The sequence below is a fragment of the Rhodobacter ferrooxidans genome, from assembly GCF_000176015.1.
Lineage (GTDB): Bacteria > Pseudomonadota > Alphaproteobacteria > Rhodobacterales > Rhodobacteraceae > Pseudorhodobacter_B > Pseudorhodobacter_B ferrooxidans.
Genome location: NZ_ACYY01000005.1, coordinates 120,399 through 136,165 on the forward strand (window position 1 = coordinate 120,399; position 15,767 = coordinate 136,165).

The 15,767-nt window shown below is 65.5% G+C and carries 14 protein-coding genes; 7 read left to right on the top strand and 7 right to left on the bottom strand.

Features of this window, described 5'->3' with window-relative positions; all coding sequences use genetic code 11:
- Nucleotides 1-109: 109 nt before the first annotated feature.
- Nucleotides 110-1,681, bottom strand: coding sequence for a helicase HerA-like domain-containing protein (locus RSW2DRAFT_RS05500; RefSeq protein ID WP_008028873.1), 1,572 nt, complete (start codon nucleotides 1,679-1,681; stop codon nucleotides 110-112).
- 432 nt (nucleotides 1,682-2,113) lie between these two features.
- Here RSW2DRAFT_RS05500 and RSW2DRAFT_RS05505 point away from each other — a divergent pair, with 432 nt between their 5' ends.
- Nucleotides 2,114-2,770 (top strand): invasion associated locus B family protein, encoded by a 657-nt coding sequence (locus RSW2DRAFT_RS05505; RefSeq protein WP_008028875.1) that lies wholly within the window; start codon nucleotides 2,114-2,116, stop codon nucleotides 2,768-2,770.
- 51 nt (nucleotides 2,771-2,821) lie between these two features.
- Here the strand turns inward: RSW2DRAFT_RS05505 and RSW2DRAFT_RS05510 are convergent, their stop codons facing one another.
- The 4 genes from RSW2DRAFT_RS05510 to RSW2DRAFT_RS05525 are packed head-to-tail and all read right to left on the bottom strand — an operon-like array spanning nucleotide 2,822 to nucleotide 7,052.
- Entirely contained in the window at nucleotides 2,822-4,033 is a 1,212-nt protein-coding gene (locus RSW2DRAFT_RS05510; RefSeq protein WP_008028876.1) for a beta-ketoacyl-[acyl-carrier-protein] synthase family protein, read from the bottom strand.
- Nucleotides 4,030-4,296 carry an acyl carrier protein gene (locus tag RSW2DRAFT_RS05515; RefSeq protein WP_008028879.1) on the bottom strand — a complete coding sequence of 89 codons (267 nt, stop codon included), beginning with the start codon at nucleotides 4,294-4,296 and terminating at the stop codon, nucleotides 4,030-4,032. Before RSW2DRAFT_RS05515 ends, RSW2DRAFT_RS05510 begins: the two co-directional genes overlap by 4 nt.
- 27 nt (nucleotides 4,297-4,323) lie before the next feature.
- The gene (gene lpxD, locus RSW2DRAFT_RS05520) at nucleotides 4,324-5,412 is read right to left on the bottom strand and encodes a UDP-3-O-(3-hydroxymyristoyl)glucosamine N-acyltransferase (RefSeq protein WP_008028881.1); all 1,089 of its coding nucleotides are present in this window, start codon (nucleotides 5,410-5,412) and stop codon (nucleotides 4,324-4,326) included.
- 44 nt (nucleotides 5,413-5,456) lie between these two features.
- Nucleotides 5,457-7,052, bottom strand: a complete 1,596-nt coding sequence (locus tag RSW2DRAFT_RS05525) for a L,D-transpeptidase family protein (protein ID WP_008028883.1) — start codon at nucleotides 7,050-7,052, stop codon at nucleotides 5,457-5,459.
- Between the two features lie 313 nt (nucleotides 7,053-7,365).
- Between RSW2DRAFT_RS05525 and RSW2DRAFT_RS05530 the strand changes: the two genes are divergently transcribed.
- Complete coding sequence (locus RSW2DRAFT_RS05530) at nucleotides 7,366-7,932, top strand: YcbK family protein (protein WP_008028885.1); 567 nt, start codon at nucleotides 7,366-7,368, stop codon at nucleotides 7,930-7,932.
- 52 nt (nucleotides 7,933-7,984) lie between these two features.
- Here RSW2DRAFT_RS05530 and RSW2DRAFT_RS05535 read toward each other — a convergent pair whose 3' ends face one another.
- Both RSW2DRAFT_RS05535 and RSW2DRAFT_RS05540 read right to left on the bottom strand, forming a co-directional pair.
- Nucleotides 7,985-8,725: an RlmE family RNA methyltransferase gene (locus RSW2DRAFT_RS05535; RefSeq protein ID WP_008028887.1), complete on the bottom strand. Its 741-nt coding sequence runs from the start codon at nucleotides 8,723-8,725 to the stop codon at nucleotides 7,985-7,987.
- Nucleotides 8,722-9,858, bottom strand: coding sequence for a Ppx/GppA phosphatase family protein (locus RSW2DRAFT_RS05540; protein ID WP_008028889.1), 1,137 nt, complete (start codon nucleotides 9,856-9,858; stop codon nucleotides 8,722-8,724). Before RSW2DRAFT_RS05540 ends, RSW2DRAFT_RS05535 begins: the two co-directional genes overlap by 4 nt.
- 171 nt (nucleotides 9,859-10,029) lie before the next feature.
- Between RSW2DRAFT_RS05540 and RSW2DRAFT_RS05545 the strand changes: the two genes are divergently transcribed.
- The 5 genes from RSW2DRAFT_RS05545 to RSW2DRAFT_RS05565 all read left to right on the top strand — a co-directional run bounded on the left by RSW2DRAFT_RS05545 (nucleotide 10,030) and on the right by RSW2DRAFT_RS05565 (nucleotide 15,739).
- Entirely contained in the window at nucleotides 10,030-10,326 is a 297-nt protein-coding gene (locus tag RSW2DRAFT_RS05545) for a virulence factor (protein ID WP_008028891.1), read from the top strand.
- A gap of 36 nt (nucleotides 10,327-10,362) precedes the next feature.
- Nucleotides 10,363-11,277, top strand: a complete 915-nt coding sequence (locus RSW2DRAFT_RS05550) for a methylenetetrahydrofolate reductase (protein ID WP_008028893.1) — start codon at nucleotides 10,363-10,365, stop codon at nucleotides 11,275-11,277.
- A gap of 15 nt (nucleotides 11,278-11,292) precedes the next feature.
- The gene (locus RSW2DRAFT_RS05555) at nucleotides 11,293-12,276 is read left to right on the top strand and encodes a methyltetrahydrofolate cobalamin methyltransferase (RefSeq protein ID WP_008028895.1); all 984 of its coding nucleotides are present in this window, start codon (nucleotides 11,293-11,295) and stop codon (nucleotides 12,274-12,276) included.
- Nucleotides 12,277-12,454: 178 nt separating this feature from the next.
- The gene (locus RSW2DRAFT_RS05560; RefSeq protein ID WP_008028898.1) at nucleotides 12,455-13,627 is read left to right on the top strand and encodes a CaiB/BaiF CoA transferase family protein; all 1,173 of its coding nucleotides are present in this window, start codon (nucleotides 12,455-12,457) and stop codon (nucleotides 13,625-13,627) included.
- Nucleotides 13,628-13,699: 72 nt separating this feature from the next.
- Nucleotides 13,700-15,739, top strand: coding sequence for an ASKHA domain-containing protein (locus tag RSW2DRAFT_RS05565; protein WP_008028901.1), 2,040 nt, complete (start codon nucleotides 13,700-13,702; stop codon nucleotides 15,737-15,739).
- Nucleotides 15,740-15,767 lie beyond the last annotated feature (28 nt).

Below are 15,767 nucleotides of genomic sequence, written 5' to 3' on the forward strand. Positions count from 1 at the left end.
GCTGCATCCTTGCCAAGGATTCTGGCAGGTTTACGGCTTTTTGGCGGATCGAAGCGGGCTTTTGGGGCCGAATTCGGGGGCTTGATGCGGCAGGTGCAGGGAATGCTGCCTACCGCCGGAACAGCGACCCCAGCACGCCACGCACGATGGCCTGGCCCGATTTGGTGCCAAGCTGGCGGGCAAAGCTTTTGGCGAAGGTTTCGGTGATGCTGTCGGACCGGCTGGAGGGTTTCGGTTTCGCCGCAGGTTCGGCCCGCCGCGCGGGCCCGCCATCATAGCGACGCCCGGAATTGAACTCGCGCAAGCCGCCATTGCCCTGCGGTTCGGCCTTGGCACGGGCCTCGGCCTCGGCGGTTTTGGCGGCCTCGCGGGCGGCGGCTTCGGTGCGGGCGCGCAGCTTCTCGAAGGCGCTGTCGCGGTCCACCACCGCCTCATACTTGCCGCGGATCGGGGATTGCACCATCAGTTGCGCCCGCAAGGCCGGATCAATCGGCCCCAACTGGCTGGCGGGCGGCCGCACCAGCGTGCGCTCGACCATGCCGGGAATCCCCTTGGCTTCCAGAAACGAGGTCACCGCCTCACCCGTTCCAACATCACGGATGGCGTCTTCGGTCACAAACCGCGGGTTGTCGCGGTAGGTCTGCGCCGCCATGCGCAGGTCTTTCTGGTCGTTGGCGGTAAAGGCGCGCAGGGCGTGCTGCACCCGGTTGCCCAACTGGCCCAGAATGTTTTCCGGCACATCCGCCGGGTTCTGGGTGATGAAATACACCCCCACCCCCTTGGAGCGGATCAGCCGGGCCACCTGTTCGACCTTTTCCACCAGTGCGCGCGGCGCATCCTGAAACAGCAGATGCGCCTCGTCGAAGAAGAACACGATCTTCGGTTTGTCGGGGTCGCCAACCTCGGGCAGTTCCTCGAACAGTTCCGACAGCAGCCACAAAAGGAAGGTGGCATAAAGCCGGGGCGAGGCCATCAGCTTGTCGGCGGCAAGGATGCTGATGCGGCCCTTGCCGGACGCGTCGCAGGTCATCATGTCGGCCAGATCCAGCGCCGGCTCGCCAAACATCTGCGCCCCGCCCTGATTTTCCAGCACCAGCAAGCGCCGCTGAATGGCCCCGATCGAGGTGGTGGAGACCAGACCGTAACGGGTGCTGATCGCGTTGGCGTTTTCACCGATGAACACCAGCATCGCCTGAAGATCCTTCAGGTCCAGCAGCGGCAGGTTTTCCTCGTCGGCCAGCCGGAACGCCACGTTCAGCACGCCCTCCTGCGGCTCGGTCAGCTCCAAGAGCCGCGACAGCAGCAGCGGCCCCATCTCGCTGACGGTCGAGCGCACCGGATGGCCCTGATCACCGAAAACGTCCCAGAACAGCACCGGGAAAGCGCCGTATTGCAGGTCCAGTCCGATGGTCTGGCTGCGCTTGGTGAAAGCCTCGTGCAGCTTGTGGCTGGCCGAGCCTGACGCCCCCAGCCCCGACAGATCGCCCTTCACGTCCGACAGGAACACCGGCACGCCCGCCGCCGAAAAACCCTCGGCAAGAATTTGCAGCGTTACCGTCTTGCCGGTGCCGGTGGCCCCCGCAATCAGCCCGTGGCGGTTGCCGTATTTCAGCAGCAACTGCTGCGGCACCCCGTAACCTTCACCGCCGCCACCGACAAAAATGCTGTCCTGATCACTCACGCCCGGTATCCCCCGCAAAATGGCAGCAGCCCTGCCCGCCTGCAAAATACAATCTTAATCCTGTTGTGCCAGTGTTGATCTTGTTCCGGCGCAGGGTTCTTCGTGCCGGGGCGGTACTTCCTCCCTGTCAGACTGGCCGCGCCCCTGAAAAGGCGCGGCTTTTTTCGCTTTGGCCCGCCCCAAAGGGCATGCGATTCGCAGTTGACGCATTGCCGATTAGAACGTAGCGTCTGGCGCAATGAAGTCGGCCAGTCCGACAGGGAGCGTAGAATATCGGAAAAAGGGTCGGGTCAACCGGCCCTTTTTTCATGGCCCAACGGCCCGCCGGATCGGCCATTCCTTGCCGTCTCGCCGTGGTTCCACACGATTTTCTGACCTGACTTACCGCCGCCGCCATGCTAGATCGGGGCAGAATTCCATTTGAGATCGGGTATGTCGATGAACCACTTCACCAAAATGTTGGTCGTGACCGCAAGCCTTGGCTTTGCTGCCGCAGCCTTTGCCCAAGAGACACCGGCGGTGCAAAGCACGGCCCCCGTGCCTCCGGCGGGCGAAACCCCGGCCGACCCCAACGCCCTTGCCATCGGGCAAGCGGCCGGCGCACCGGCTGACGGGCCGGGAAGCGTCTATCTGGCGGCAACCCATGGCGCCTGGGAACAGCGTTGCGTGCGCACCGCCGATGGTGCCGACCCCTGCCAGCTTTACCAGTTGCTGAAAGATACCAGCGGCAACTCGGTGGCGGAAGTCAGCATGTTCGGCCTGCCCGCGGGTCAGGAAGCCGTGGCAGGTGCCACGGTCATTGCGCCGCTGGAAACCCTGCTGACCGCACAACTGACCATTCAGGTCGATACCGGGGATGCAAAACTGTATCCCTTCACCTGGTGTTCGGTCAGCGGATGTGTGGCGCGGGTCGGGTTCACCCAAGCCGACATTGATGCGTTCAAGAAGGGTGCAAAGGCCACGGTCACCATCGTGCCGGTGGCGGCCCCGGACCAGAAAGTGGCGCTCGACCTGTCGCTGACAGGCTTTACCGCCGGATTTACCGCTGTTGCGGCCACGACACCGACTGTCGCCCCGGCCGGAAACTGATCGCGTGAGCTGACGGCAACGCCGCGCCTGCAAGGGTGCGGCGTTTTGCTGTCAGATACGGCGCAGCGCCAGCACCGCGTTCAGCCCGCCAAAGGCGAAGGAATTGCTGATCGCCACCTGCACCTCGGCCTGCCGCGCCACATTCGGCACCACATCCAGATCACATTCCGGGTCGGGCACCGTGTAGCCGATGGTCGGCGCCACCACGCCCTCGCGCAGCGCCAGGATGCAGGCCAGCAGCTCTACCGCCCCGGTGCCGCCGATCAGATGGCCATGCATCGCCTTGGTCGAGGACACCAGCAAGCGGTCGGCATGGCCCCCGAACACCTGCCGGATTGCCGCCGTCTCGCAGCGGTCATTGGCGGCGGTGGCGGTGCCGTGGGCGTTGATGTAGCCGACCTCTGCCGGTGCCAGACCGGCATCGCGCAGCGCCCCCGCCATAGCCCGCGCCGCCCCGTCAACCGAGGGCATCAGGATGTCCTGCGCATCCGAGGTCATGGCAAAGCCCGCCACCTCGGCCAGCATCTCCGCGCCTCGGGCGTGGGCATGGTCGTAATCCTCGAACACGAACACCGCCGCCCCCTCGCCCTGCACCATGCCGTCGCGGTCGGCCGAGAACGGACGGCAGCCGGTGGTCGACATCACCCGCAGCCCCTCCCAGGCCTTGATGCCGCCAAAGCACAGCATCGATTCGGCGCCCCCCGCCAGCATCACCGGCGAAAGCCCTGCCCGCACCATCTGGAAGGCCTGGCCCATGGCATGGTTGGAACTGGCACAGGCGGTGGCCACGGTATAGCAGGGCCCGCGCAGCCCGAACTCCATCGACAGATGGCTGCAGGCGGCGTTGTTCATCAGCCGCGGCACCACCAAGGGATGCACCCGGTTCTTGCCCTCCTGATAGACCGCGCGGTAATTGTCGTCGGCCGTGGTCAGCCCGCCCCCGGCGTTGCCCAGCACCACGCCGGTGCTGTCGGCCAGATCGCCGGTGAAACTCAGCCCCGATTGCGCCACCGCCTGCCGCGCCGCGACCAGGGCGAACTGGGTGAATTTGTCATAGAAACCAAGCTTCTGCCGGTCGAAGTGAATGTTAGGGTTCCAGCCCTTGATCTGGCCGCCGATCTTGATGGACAAGCGGTCCAGATCGCGCATCTCCAGCCCGGCAATGCCGCAGCGGCCGTCGCGGAAGGCGGAAAAGGTGCCCGCCACATCGGCCGCCAGCGCGTTCACCGTGCCAGCCCCGGTGATCACCACCCGCCGGGTCATGCAGCGCGCGCCGCCAGCAGCGCCTCGACCGCCGCCACCACCGCCCCCACCGACGACAGATCGAACCCCACCTGCGCCGGATCGTTGGCGTTGAACGGCACCGCCACGTCAAAGGTCTCCTCGATGGCAAAGATCGCCTCGACCAGCCCCAGACTGTCCAGCCCCAGATCGGCCAGCGACTGATCCAGCGTCACCTCGGCCGGTTCGCGCAACGCCTGCTGCGCCAGAATCGCGATCACCTGGTCTTTCACGCTGTTGGCCATTGCCGCCCCTTGATCCGTGCCGCCCGTCTAGTCATCCTGCCCGGTCTTTGAAACAGCTTTTTGCAGTTCCGCCACTGTGGCCGCCAGTCGCGGCAGGCGGCGCATCGCCTTGTAGATCTCGGCGTGCTGCTCGGCCTTAACCGCCGGATAGCCCATCATGATGCGGTTGTCGGGCACGTTCGAGGCCACACCGGAATGGCCCATGATCACCACGTTCGAGCCGATCTTCAGATGGTCGGCCACCGAGACCTTGCCGCCCAGGATCACCCGATCCCCGATCACGGTCGAGCCCGCCACCCCGGCCTGACCGCACAGCAGGCAGGTATGGCCGATGCGGACGTTGTGGCCGATCTGCACCAGATTGTCGATCTTGGTGCCGTTGCCCACAACGGTGTCGGCAATGGTGCCACGGTCGATGCAGGAATTGGCGCCCACTTCGACATCATCGCCCAGCACCACCGCGCCCAGCGAGTTGATGCGGACGTAAGCCTCCTGCTCGGTCAGGCTGATCACGCCCTCGCCGCGGGCCTGTTCGACCAGACCGGGGGTCGGGGTGACAAAGGAAAAGCCGTCGCCGCCGACCACCGCCCCCGGTTGGGCGATGAAGCGATCCCCGATCCGCACCCGCGGGCCGATGCGGGTGCCGGCGCCGAGCTGTGCATCCGCCCCAAGCACGGCGTCTTCAGCAATCGAGCAATGCGACAGGATGCGCGCACCGGCGCCGATCTGCACCCGCGCGCCGATCAGCACGAAGGCCCCGATCGCCGCCCCGGCCCCGATCTGCGCGGTGGGGTCGATCACCGCCGAGGGGTGGATGCCCGGGGCAATCTCGAACCGTTTCTCGAAGATGCGGGTGACACCGGCCAGCACATAACGCGGCCGCGGCGCAAAAATCGCGGCTTGCAGACCCATGGCGCGCCAGTCGGCGCCCTGCCACAGCAGCGCCGCCCTGGCGCCGCCCTTGGCCAGGGCCTCGGCATAGGTTTTGTCCATCGCCAGCGCCAGATCGTCCGGCCCGGCGGTCGCCGGTTCGGAAACGCCGCTGATCACCAGATCAAGCGCGCCTTCGGCCTCGGCCCCCAGGGCTGCAGCAATCTCGCGGATGGTGTGGCTCATCTGACGCTCCGGCTTGCGGGCGAAACCGCCCCTTGCCGTCCGATTTAGCCCTGAACGCCGCCCAGCACCACCCCGGCCTCGGACAGGGCGTCGAAAATCAGCGCATCGCGGCCATAGACGTCGCGGCGATAGTTCATCTGGCCCTTGGCGCCGGGGAAAGCGGTGAAATACACCAGATGCACCGGCACCGGCGCGGCCAGATCCAGCCGGGATTCGCCGCCGCCGTTCAGGTGCTGTTCGAACAGCCCTTTCGGGTCGTCGGTCTGCCGCGCCAGCAGCGCATAGGCAAAATCGAACGGGCTGCCCAGCCGGATGCAGCCATGGCTGAAATCGCGCACCTCGTTGGCGAACAAGGATTTCGACGGCGTGTCATGCAGGTAGATGTTGTAGGGATTGGGGAACATGAACTTCACCAGCCCCAGAGCATTGCCCGAGGACGGGGCCTGCCGCATGGCAAAGGGGAAATTGGCGGCGGTGTAGCGGGTGAAATCCACCGAAGCCCGGCTGACCACCCGGCCCGCCCGGTCGATCAGCTTCAGATGCCCCGCGGCATTGGGGTTGCGCTGCATCATCGGCAGGTATTCGCGGGTGGTGATGCTGCGCGGCACGCTCCACGACGGATTGATCACCATGAATTCCATCATGTCGGAAAACTCGGGGCTGCGGCGGTCGGCGGCATTCTTGCCGATCACCGAGCGGCTGGTGAAGGTCACCTTGCCGTCGTCGATGATCTTGGCGGTGAAATCGGTCAGGTTGACCCAGATGTGGCGGTGGCCGCGGTCGATGTTCATCCAGCGCTCGCGCTCCATCGCCACCACCACCGATTGCCAGCGCGCCTCGGGGCCGATGTTGATCTGCTCGATGGTGCCAGTGCCCGCGACGCCATCGGCGGTCAGGCCGTGCGCCAACTGGAACGCCTGAACGGCCTTCTGCATGTCGGCGTCATAGATCGCGGTCGCGGTGCGGTGCAGATAGCCCATGCGGATCAGCCGATCCCGCAGCGCCACCACGGCAGGCCCGTCCTGCCCGGGTTTCAGCGCGCCCGATGGCACCGCCGCGCCCCAGCCGCCGGACGCGATCTGCGCCTCCAGGTCCAGCTTGGCCTTCATCAGTTGCGGATAGGCGGTGGCAGTCGGTGCCAGACCGCGCAGGAACGCGACCGGATTGCCGGTCTCGAAGGCCACCAGATTGGCGTGACGGTCATGCACCGGCACCTCGCGCTTGATGCCGGGGTCAATCTCGGACGGCACCAGCGCGCCGGTTTGCAGATCGCGGGCATAATCCAGCAGCGCCTTGGTCATCCGCACTTCCAGCCGGCCGCGGTCGCCCTCGGTCAGCGCCGCGCGATAGGCCGCGGTCAGTGCCGCCGCATCATAGCGCTGCACCGGCAACCCGTGCGTGCCCGCCAGCGCCAGTGCCGACAGCAGCGCATGTCGGCGGACTTCGTCCTGCGGCCCGGTGAACAGCGTGCTGTAGCTGCGGTCGCGGTAATAGCTGGCAATCACCTCGTCCGACGCCGCCGCTTCGGCCACGGCCTGGGTAAAGGGGGCAAGCTGCGCCTGCGCCGGGGCGGCAAAGCCAAGCCACATGAGCATCAGCGCCGCCAAAACGGCCAAGGGGCGGCGAAAGGGCTTGGTCATCGTATCCTCGAGGCTACAGGCGCGAAATAACAGCAACTTTCCGTGATTTCGCTGGCTCTGTCCACTCACAACCCCGCCAGCAAGGCGCAAATCGTCGCAGAATTGCGTTTGCGCCGTATCCCGCCTGCGGTTTTGCCATCGCTGCCACTTTCAGCAATTTTTTGCCTATTGCCCTTGTAATGGCACGAAGCGGCCAATCTGCGCTTGGGTTGCGATTCGAGATGTGCCATACCTGCGGCAGCACTCGAGCCAAGAGCGCAGACAACCGCGGGTACATGCGGTCAAAGACCAGGCAATGGGACAGGCGATCAGAATGACGAAGACTTCAACGGGTATCACGCGGCGCGGTTTGCTGGGCGTTTTTGCAGCGACTGCGGCCATCGCGGCACCAACCTACTCCAATGCCTTCGGACTGCTGCGTGGCGCTGGCGACATCCGGATGATCCGGATGTATTCGGGCCGGACCGGCGAAAGCATGGACACGATCTACTGGATCGAAGGCGAATACATCCCGGAAGTGTTGAAGGAAATCAATCACTTCATGCGCGACTGGCGCACGGATGAGAAGATCAAGATGGACCCGCGCACCATCGACATCATGGCCGCCTCGCACCGGCTGATGGACATCAACGAACCCTATATGCTGCTGTCGGGCTATCGCAGCCCGGCCACCAATGCGATGCTGCGCTCGCGCTCGCGCGGGGTGGCCAAGCACTCGCTGCACATGGTCGGGCAAGCCGGTGACCTGCGGCTGAAATCGCGATCGGTAGGCCAGATGGCGCGTGCCGCCGAGGCTTGCGCGTCAGGCGGCGTCGGGCGCTACTCCCATTCCAACTTTGTGCACATGGATTGTGGTCCGGTGCGGCACTGGGGCGGCTGAGAGCCGAATCGTTCGAATTGTCTGGAAATAAAGGTGCCTGCGGGCACCTTTTTCATGTGTCCTGCGCGGCCTTGCCCCGGCCGCGATAGCCCATCGCCACCACGAACTTTTCCGAACTGTCGGCGCGACTCGCCGGCGGCTTCACGTTCGCCACCTTGTCGAAGTTCTGCTTCAACATGGTCTGCAAGCCGATCTCGGCCCCGCCTGCCAGCACCTTGGCCACAAAGGTGCCGCCCTCTTCCAGTACGTCAAAGGCGAACTGCGCCGCCGCTTCGCACAGGGCGATGATCCGCAAGTGGTCGGTGCCCTTGTGCCCCGAGGCCGCGGCGGCCATGTCGCTCATCACCACATCGGCGGGGCCGCCCAGCCAGCCCTTCACCAGGGCATCGGCATCGTCGGCCAGAAAATCCAGCTGATGGATCTGCGCCCCGGCGATCGGCTCCACCTCTTGCAGATCGACCCCCAGCACGGTGCCGACCGGCTTGTTCTTGCGCTCGGCCAGGGCATTGACCCGGCCCACCGCCACCTGACACCATCCCCCCGGCGCGCAGCCCAGATCGACCACCCGGGCGCCGGGTTTCAGAAAGCCGTATTTGTCGTCCAGTTCCAGTATCTTGAAGGCCGCCCGTCCCCGGTAGCCTTCCTTCTTGGCGCGGATCACATAGGGGTCGTTCAACTGCCGCTCCAGCCACAGGGTCGAGGACAGTTTGCGGCCCTTGGCGGATTTCACCCGCACCCGCAACTCGCGCTGGCCACGGCCCGAGGTGCCTTTGGTCGGTGTTTTATCGGTCATTGATAGGGTCCGTCCTTCAACACGCCATCGGCGCTCATCTGTGCATAAAGCAGGCCCTCGCGCAGGCCGCGGTCGGCCACCGAAAGGCTGTCGGTCGGCCAGACCCGCATCAGCGCCTGCAGGATCGCCGCCCCCGACATGATCAGGCTGTGGCGGTCGCGGCCGATCCGCGGATCGCTGCGCCGGCCTTCTGGGCCAAGCGACAGGTAATCGCGGATCACCGTGTCGATCTGGTCCGACGACATCTGCAAGCCATCGACCTTGGCCCGGTCATAGCGGCGCAGGCCCAGAAACGACGCCGCCACCGTGGTGACGGTGCCCGAGGTGCCGATGATCTGAAAGCCTGCCCGCGGGTTCTGCGCGTTGTAGGGCGTGAAACTGGCCAGGTTCTCCTCGAAAAACCAGCTCATCAGCGCGAATCGCGCGGCATCATCCTCGACATCGGCAAACTGGTCCTTCAGCGTCGCCACCCCCAGCGGCACCGAAATCCAGTCCACCACGCGGGCGGCGGGTTCGGCGTTCTGCGGCAGGAAACCGGCGTGCAACCGCATGATGGCGCGCGGGCGTTCCTCGGGCGGCACGGCGGAAAGGTCGATCCACACCAGCTCGGTCGAGCCGCCGCCGATATCGACCACCAGCAGCTGCTCGGTCTTTTTCGACACCAGCGGCGCGCAGGAGATCACCGCCAGCCGGGCCTCCTCCTCGGGGGCGATCACCTCAAGCTGCAAGCCGGTTTCCCGCCGCACCTGGCGGATGAAATCGCGGGCGTTGCTGGCGCGGCGGCAGGCTTCGGTCGCCACCAGCCGCATCCTTGTGACGCCATGCTTTTCGATTTTCTTGCCGCAGATGCGCAGCGCCTGAATGGTGCGGGTCATCGAGGCGCGTCCCAGACGGCCATAAGCCTCCAGCCCGACCCCAAGCTGGACGGTCTTGGAAAAGCTGTCCATGACCTGAAACTGACTGCCCCTTGGCTGGGCAATCAGCATCCGGCAACTGTTTGTTCCCAGATCCAGCGCCGCATAAAGCGGCCCTGAACCCGGCTCGACGGGGGCAGACGGTTCGACCGGATGACGCACCAGCGCGGGCACGGTTTCCGGGATCGCGTCCCCCCCTTTGGGACGCTCGGGCGTCATGTCGCCCTCCATACGTGGTTGAGATCAGAGTAGTCCGCCCCGCCCTTTGGCGCAAGCGGCGATCCGGCTCGTCGCTTCACGTCGCTGCGGGCACTTCCAAGGTCGAAAACCGACATCGACTGTCGGGGTCCGCCGCATAGAACCAAAGCCAACAGCAAGGGGAGTCGACGCATGGCCGAGGTGACAGTGGTGTTCTGGCGCGACATCCCGGCGCAGGTCATCGTCGGCAAGGGCCGGTCGGCGGCCAAGGTGCAACTGGACCAGCGGTTCGAGAAAGCCATCGACCGGGTGGCGATGAAGATCGGCGCCAAGGATGCCGACGCCTATATGGCCGAATGGCGCAAGGCCCCGCCCTTTGCCATCGACGGCGAGCCTGCCGCGATTGCCGCCGCCGAGGCCGCCCGGCTGGAGGCACTTTATGACGACGCCCGCCTGAAAGCCCTGATCGACGCCGACGGCCGGGCCTGACGCCCTGCCCTTTTCCCCCTTTGCAGCGAGGCCATGATGGCGCTTTTCAACTTCCGCTCCAGCACTCCGACCGCCAGCCCCAGCGCCGAGGTCGAGGGCTTTCTGCAAGGCTATTCGATCGAGGTGATGCCGCGCACCGCCGAGAAGGTCGAGGATTTCCGCGCCCTGCTGCCGAAAGGCACCCGGGTCTATGTCGCCCATATCGACGGCACGCCGATTGCCGACATGGTGGCCACCGCCAAGCGCCTGCACCGCGAAGGCTTTCCGGTGATGCCGCATTTCCCGGCCCGCATCATCAAGGACCGCGCCACGCTGGCCGACTGGGTGGCGCGCTATCAGGGCGAGGCCGACGTGAAGCAGGCGCTGCTGCTGGGCGGCGGGGTGAACACACCGGCAGGCGAGTTTGACGCCTCGATGCAACTTGTGGAAACCGGGCTGTTCGACGGGTTCGAGCGGCTGCATTTCGCAGGCCACCCCGAGGGCAACCGCGACATCGACGCCGATGGCTCCGACCGCATGGTGATGCAGGCGCTGCGCTGGAAGCAGGCCTTTGCCGACCGCACCGACGCGCAAGTGGCCATCGCCACCCAGTTCTGTTTCGAGGCCGCCCCGGTGATCGCCTGGGCCGACCGGCTGGCCGCCGAGGGCATCCGCCTGCCGATCCATATCGGCATCGCCGGCCCCGCCAAGTTGCAGACGCTGATCAAATTCGCCATCTCCTGCGGCGTTGGCGCCAGTCTGCGGGTGTTGCAACGCCGGGCGATGGATGTATCGAAGCTGCTGTCGCCCTACGAGCCCGACGAGATGATCACCGCCCTTACCGCCCACAAGGCGCGGCATCCGGGCTTTGGCATCGAATCGGTGCATTTCTTCCCGCTGGGCGGGATAAAGACCAATGCCGCTTGGGCAATCGAACACGGCGGTGCGGCGACAGCCCCCGCCAACTCTTGAGAGATAGGTTTAAGAATGACCCGTACCGTTATTGAATCCAAAACGAAAACCGTCACCATCGGTTTCGACGAACCCTTCTGCGTGATCGGCGAGCGCATCAACCCGACCGGCCGCAAGAAGCTGGCGGCGGAACTGGAGATGGACAATTACGACACCGTGCTGCGCGACGCGCTGGAGCAGGTGGCCTGCGGTGCGGCGGTGCTGGACGTGAACTCGGGGGCCGTTTTCACCAACAAGATGGGTCTGGACCCGCGCTATGCCGACAACAACTTTGTCGAACCCCCCTTGATGCGGGAATTGATCGCACGAATTCAAGCGGTTGTGGACGTTCCTTTGTGCATCGACAGCTCCGTTCCCGGCGCGCTGGAGGCCGGTTTGCAGGCCTGCGAGGGGCGGCCCTTGCTGAACTCGGTGACGGGCGAGGAGCATCGGCTGGAACTGGTTCTGCCGCTGGTCAAGAAATACAACGTGCCGGTGGTTGCGATCTCGAACGACGATACCGGCATCAGCGAAGACCCCGACGTGCGCTTTGCCGTGGCGAAAAAGATCGTGCAGCGCGCCGCCGATTTCGGCATCCCGGCGCATGACATCGTGGTCGATCCGCTGGTGATGCCGGTGGGGGCCATGGGCTCGGCGGGGCAGCAGGTGTTCACGCTGGTGCGGCGGTTGCGCGACGATCTGGGGGTGAACACCACCTGCGGTGCGTCGAACATCAGCTTTGGCCTGCCGCACCGCCATGGCATCAACGCCGCTTTCCTGCCGATGGCCATCGGCGCAGGCATGACTTCTGCCATCATGAACCCGGTCCGGCAGGTGGAGATGGAGGCGATCCGCGCCGCCAACTTCCTGATGAACCACGATGCCAACGGCGGCGAATGGATCCGTTTCGCCAAGGTGCTGGAGGCGGTGGAAGCCGGGGCCAGCTTTGCCGAAGCCAGTGCCGCACAAGCCGCAGCCGGTGGCCGTGGTGGCCGTCGCGGTGGCCGCAACCGGGCCTGAGACACCAACATTGCCGGAAAGCCGCCCAACCCCGGGCGGCTTTTCCATTTCCGCGCCGCAGCACCTGTTGGCCCAATTGCCGCAGCCGCGCGGAATATTGCCAAACCTTGACTTAAATCGTTGCCAAAATCGCCGTGGCGCCCTCCCTAGCATTGCAGAACTGAGACAAGAGGCGACCATGACCAAACCGCTGCAAGACATCGTCATCATCGACCTGACCCACGTGCTGGCCGGGCCGTTCTGTTCCAACACGCTGGGCGACATGGGCGCCAAGGTCATCAAGGTCGAACGCCCGGTGCTGGGCGATGACACCCGGCAGTTCCTGCCGTTTTTCGAAGGCGAAAGCGCCTATTTCGCGGCGCTCAATGCCGGCAAGAAGTCGATCGCCCTTGATCTGCGGGCGCCCGCCGACCGCGATATTTTCGAACGCCTGCTGGACCGCGCCGACGTGGTGCTGGAAAACTATCGCCCCGGCGTGATGGAGCGGTTGGGCTACGGCTGGGAAGACCTGAAGAAAATCCATCCCCGGCTGATCTATGGCGTGGTGTCGGGCTTTGGCCATACCGGGCCGGAGGCGGGCAAACCGGCCTATGATCTGGTGGCGCAGGCGCGCGGCGGGGTGATGGCGATCACCGGCGAGGAAGGCGGCAACCCGGTGCGGGTCGGCGCCTCGATCGGCGATATCATCGCGGGCATGTATCTGACGCAGGGCGTGCTGGCGGCGCTGGTGCAGCGCGACCGCGAAGGCTATGGCGCCAAGGTCGATATCTCGATGCTGGATGCGCAGATCCCGATTCAGGAACACGCGCTGGCGCTGGCCTCGACCACCGGGGTGTCGCCGGTGCCGACCGGGGCGCGGCATCCGTCGATCACGCCGTTTTCGACCTACCGCGCCGCCGACGGGTTCTTCGTCATCGCTGCCGGCAATGACGCGCTGTTCGTCAAGATGTGCAACGCCATCGGCCGCCCCGAACTTGCCACCGACGAGCGCTTTGTAACCAATGCCACCCGCACGGCCAATGTGGCGGTGTTGAAACGCAAGATCGAGGTGGCGACGCTGGAACAGCCGCGCGACCACTGGATCGAGGTGCTGGAAGCGGCAGGCGTGCCCACCGGCAAGTTGCAGAACATGGGCGAGGTGATGCAAGACCCGCAGGTATTGGCGCGGCACATGGTGGTGCCGGTCAAGCCGCGGCCGGGCGGTGGGCCGAAGTTCATGGCCTCGGGCAACCCGATCAAGCTTTCCACCATGGAAGAGATCACCGTGCGCGAGCCGGTGTCGAAGCTGGATGGCGACCGGGCCGAGGTTCTGGCCTGGCTGGAGGCCGCCAAAGGCGAAACCGCGCGCTGATCTGCCGCGAACAGGCATTGCCCCGCCCGGCCCATCCCCTACAACGGATGGGTTACATTCAAGGGGCTTGGCATGATTGACGACGCGCTGGTGATCTTTACCCCCTCGGGCAAGCGCGGGCGGTTTGCGCTTGGCACCCCGGTGCTGACGGCGGCGCGGGCCTTGGGGGTTGACCTCGATTCAGTCTGCGGTGGCCGCGGCATCTGTTCGAAATGCCAGATCAGCCCCGGCTATGGCGAGTTTGCCAAGCACGGCGTGACGGTGGCCGCCGATGCGCTTTCGCCGTGGAATTCGGTCGAGGAGCGTTACAAATCCATCCGCGGCATGATTGATGGCCGCCGTCTGGGCTGTCAGGCGCAGGTGATGGGCGATGTGGTGATCGACGTGCCGCCCGAATCCCAGGTGCACAAGCAGGTGATCCGCAAGTCGGCCACCATGCGCGACATGGTGATGGACCCGGCGACCCGGCTTTTGTATCTGGAGGTTGACGAGCCCGACATGGAGGAGCCTTCGGGCGATTTCGAGCGGCTGTGCAAGGCCCTGGCCGATCAGTGGCAGGTGAGCGACATTGCCGCCGATCTGCCGATCCTGCGCCGCCTGCAACCGGCGCTGCGCAAGGGCGGCTGGAAGGTCACCGTGGCGCTGCACAAGGGCAACCACGACGCGCGGCATCGGGTGCTGGACATCTGGCCCGGCTATCACGAGGGCGGGCTTTACGGGCTGGCGGTGGACCTTGGTTCCACCACCATCGCCGCCCACCTGTGCGATCTGGCGGATGGCACCGTGCTGGCCTCGGCCGGGGTGATGAACCCGCAGATCCGCTTTGGCGAGGATCTGATGAGCCGCGTCAGTTACGCCATGATGAACCCCGGCGGCGACGTGGAAATGACCCGCGCGGTGCGGGCGGCGATCAACGATCTGGCAGTTTCCATTGCCAGCGAGGCCGGGGTGGCGGCGACGGCGATCTACGAGATTGTTTTCGTCTGCAACCCGGTGATGCACCACCTGCTGCTGGGCATCGACCCGGTGGAACTGGGTCAGGCACCCTTCGCGCTTGCCACCTCGGGCAGTATCAGCCTTGATGCCTCAGACCTTGATCTGGCGGCGGTGAACCTGGCGGCGCGGGTCTATGTGCTGCCCTGCATCGCGGGCCATGTGGGGGCGGATTGTGCGGCGGTGGCTTTGGCCGAGGAGCCGGATAAATCCAAGGACATGGTGCTGATCGTCGATGTCGGCACCAATGCCGAGCTTTTGCTGGGCAACGAGTCACGGGTGCTGGCCTGTTCCAGCCCCACTGGCCCGGCCTTCGAGGGCGCGCAGATTTCGTCCGGCCAGCGGGCGGCGCCGGGGGCCATCGAGCGGGTGGAGATTGATCCCGCGACCAAGGAGCCGCGCTTCAAGGTGATCGGCTCGGACCTGTGGTCCACCGATCCGGGCTTTGCCGAGGCCACGGCGGCCAGCGGCATCACCGGCATCTGCGGCTCCGGCATCATCGAGGCGGTGGCCGAAATGCGAATGGCGGGTCTGGTCGATGCCCGCGGGCTGATCGGTTCGGCAGAACAGACCGGCTCGGCGCGGATGCAGGCGGAAGGGCGCACCCATGCCTATCTTCTGCACGATGGCAGCGCCGAAAACGGCCCGCGGATTCTGGTGACGCAGGGCGACATCCGCGCCATCCAGCTGGCGAAATCGGCGCTTTACGCAGGCGCCCGGCTGCTGATGGACGAGATGGGAATTGATCAGGTGGACCGTGTTGTGCTGGCCGGGGCCTTTGGCGCCCATATCAGCCCGAAACACGCCATGGTGCTGGGGATGATTCCCGATGCCCCCCTCAGCCACGTCTTCTCGGCAGGCAACGCCGCCGGCACCGGCGCGCGCATCGCCCTGTGCAGCCGCGCCGCGCGGGATGCCATCGAGGCCACCGTCACCCGGATCCACAAGGTCGAAACCGCCATCGAGCCGCGGTTTCAAGAGCATTTCGTCGCCGCCAACGCCATCCCCCACGCCACCGCGCCCTTCCCGGAACTGGCAAAAATCGTCACCCTGCCAGAGCCGAGCTTCAACACCCACGGGTCGGGCGATGACGGTGGCCGCAAGCGCAGGCGCGGTTGAAAGACCGGCGTTAACACCTTGACCAGAT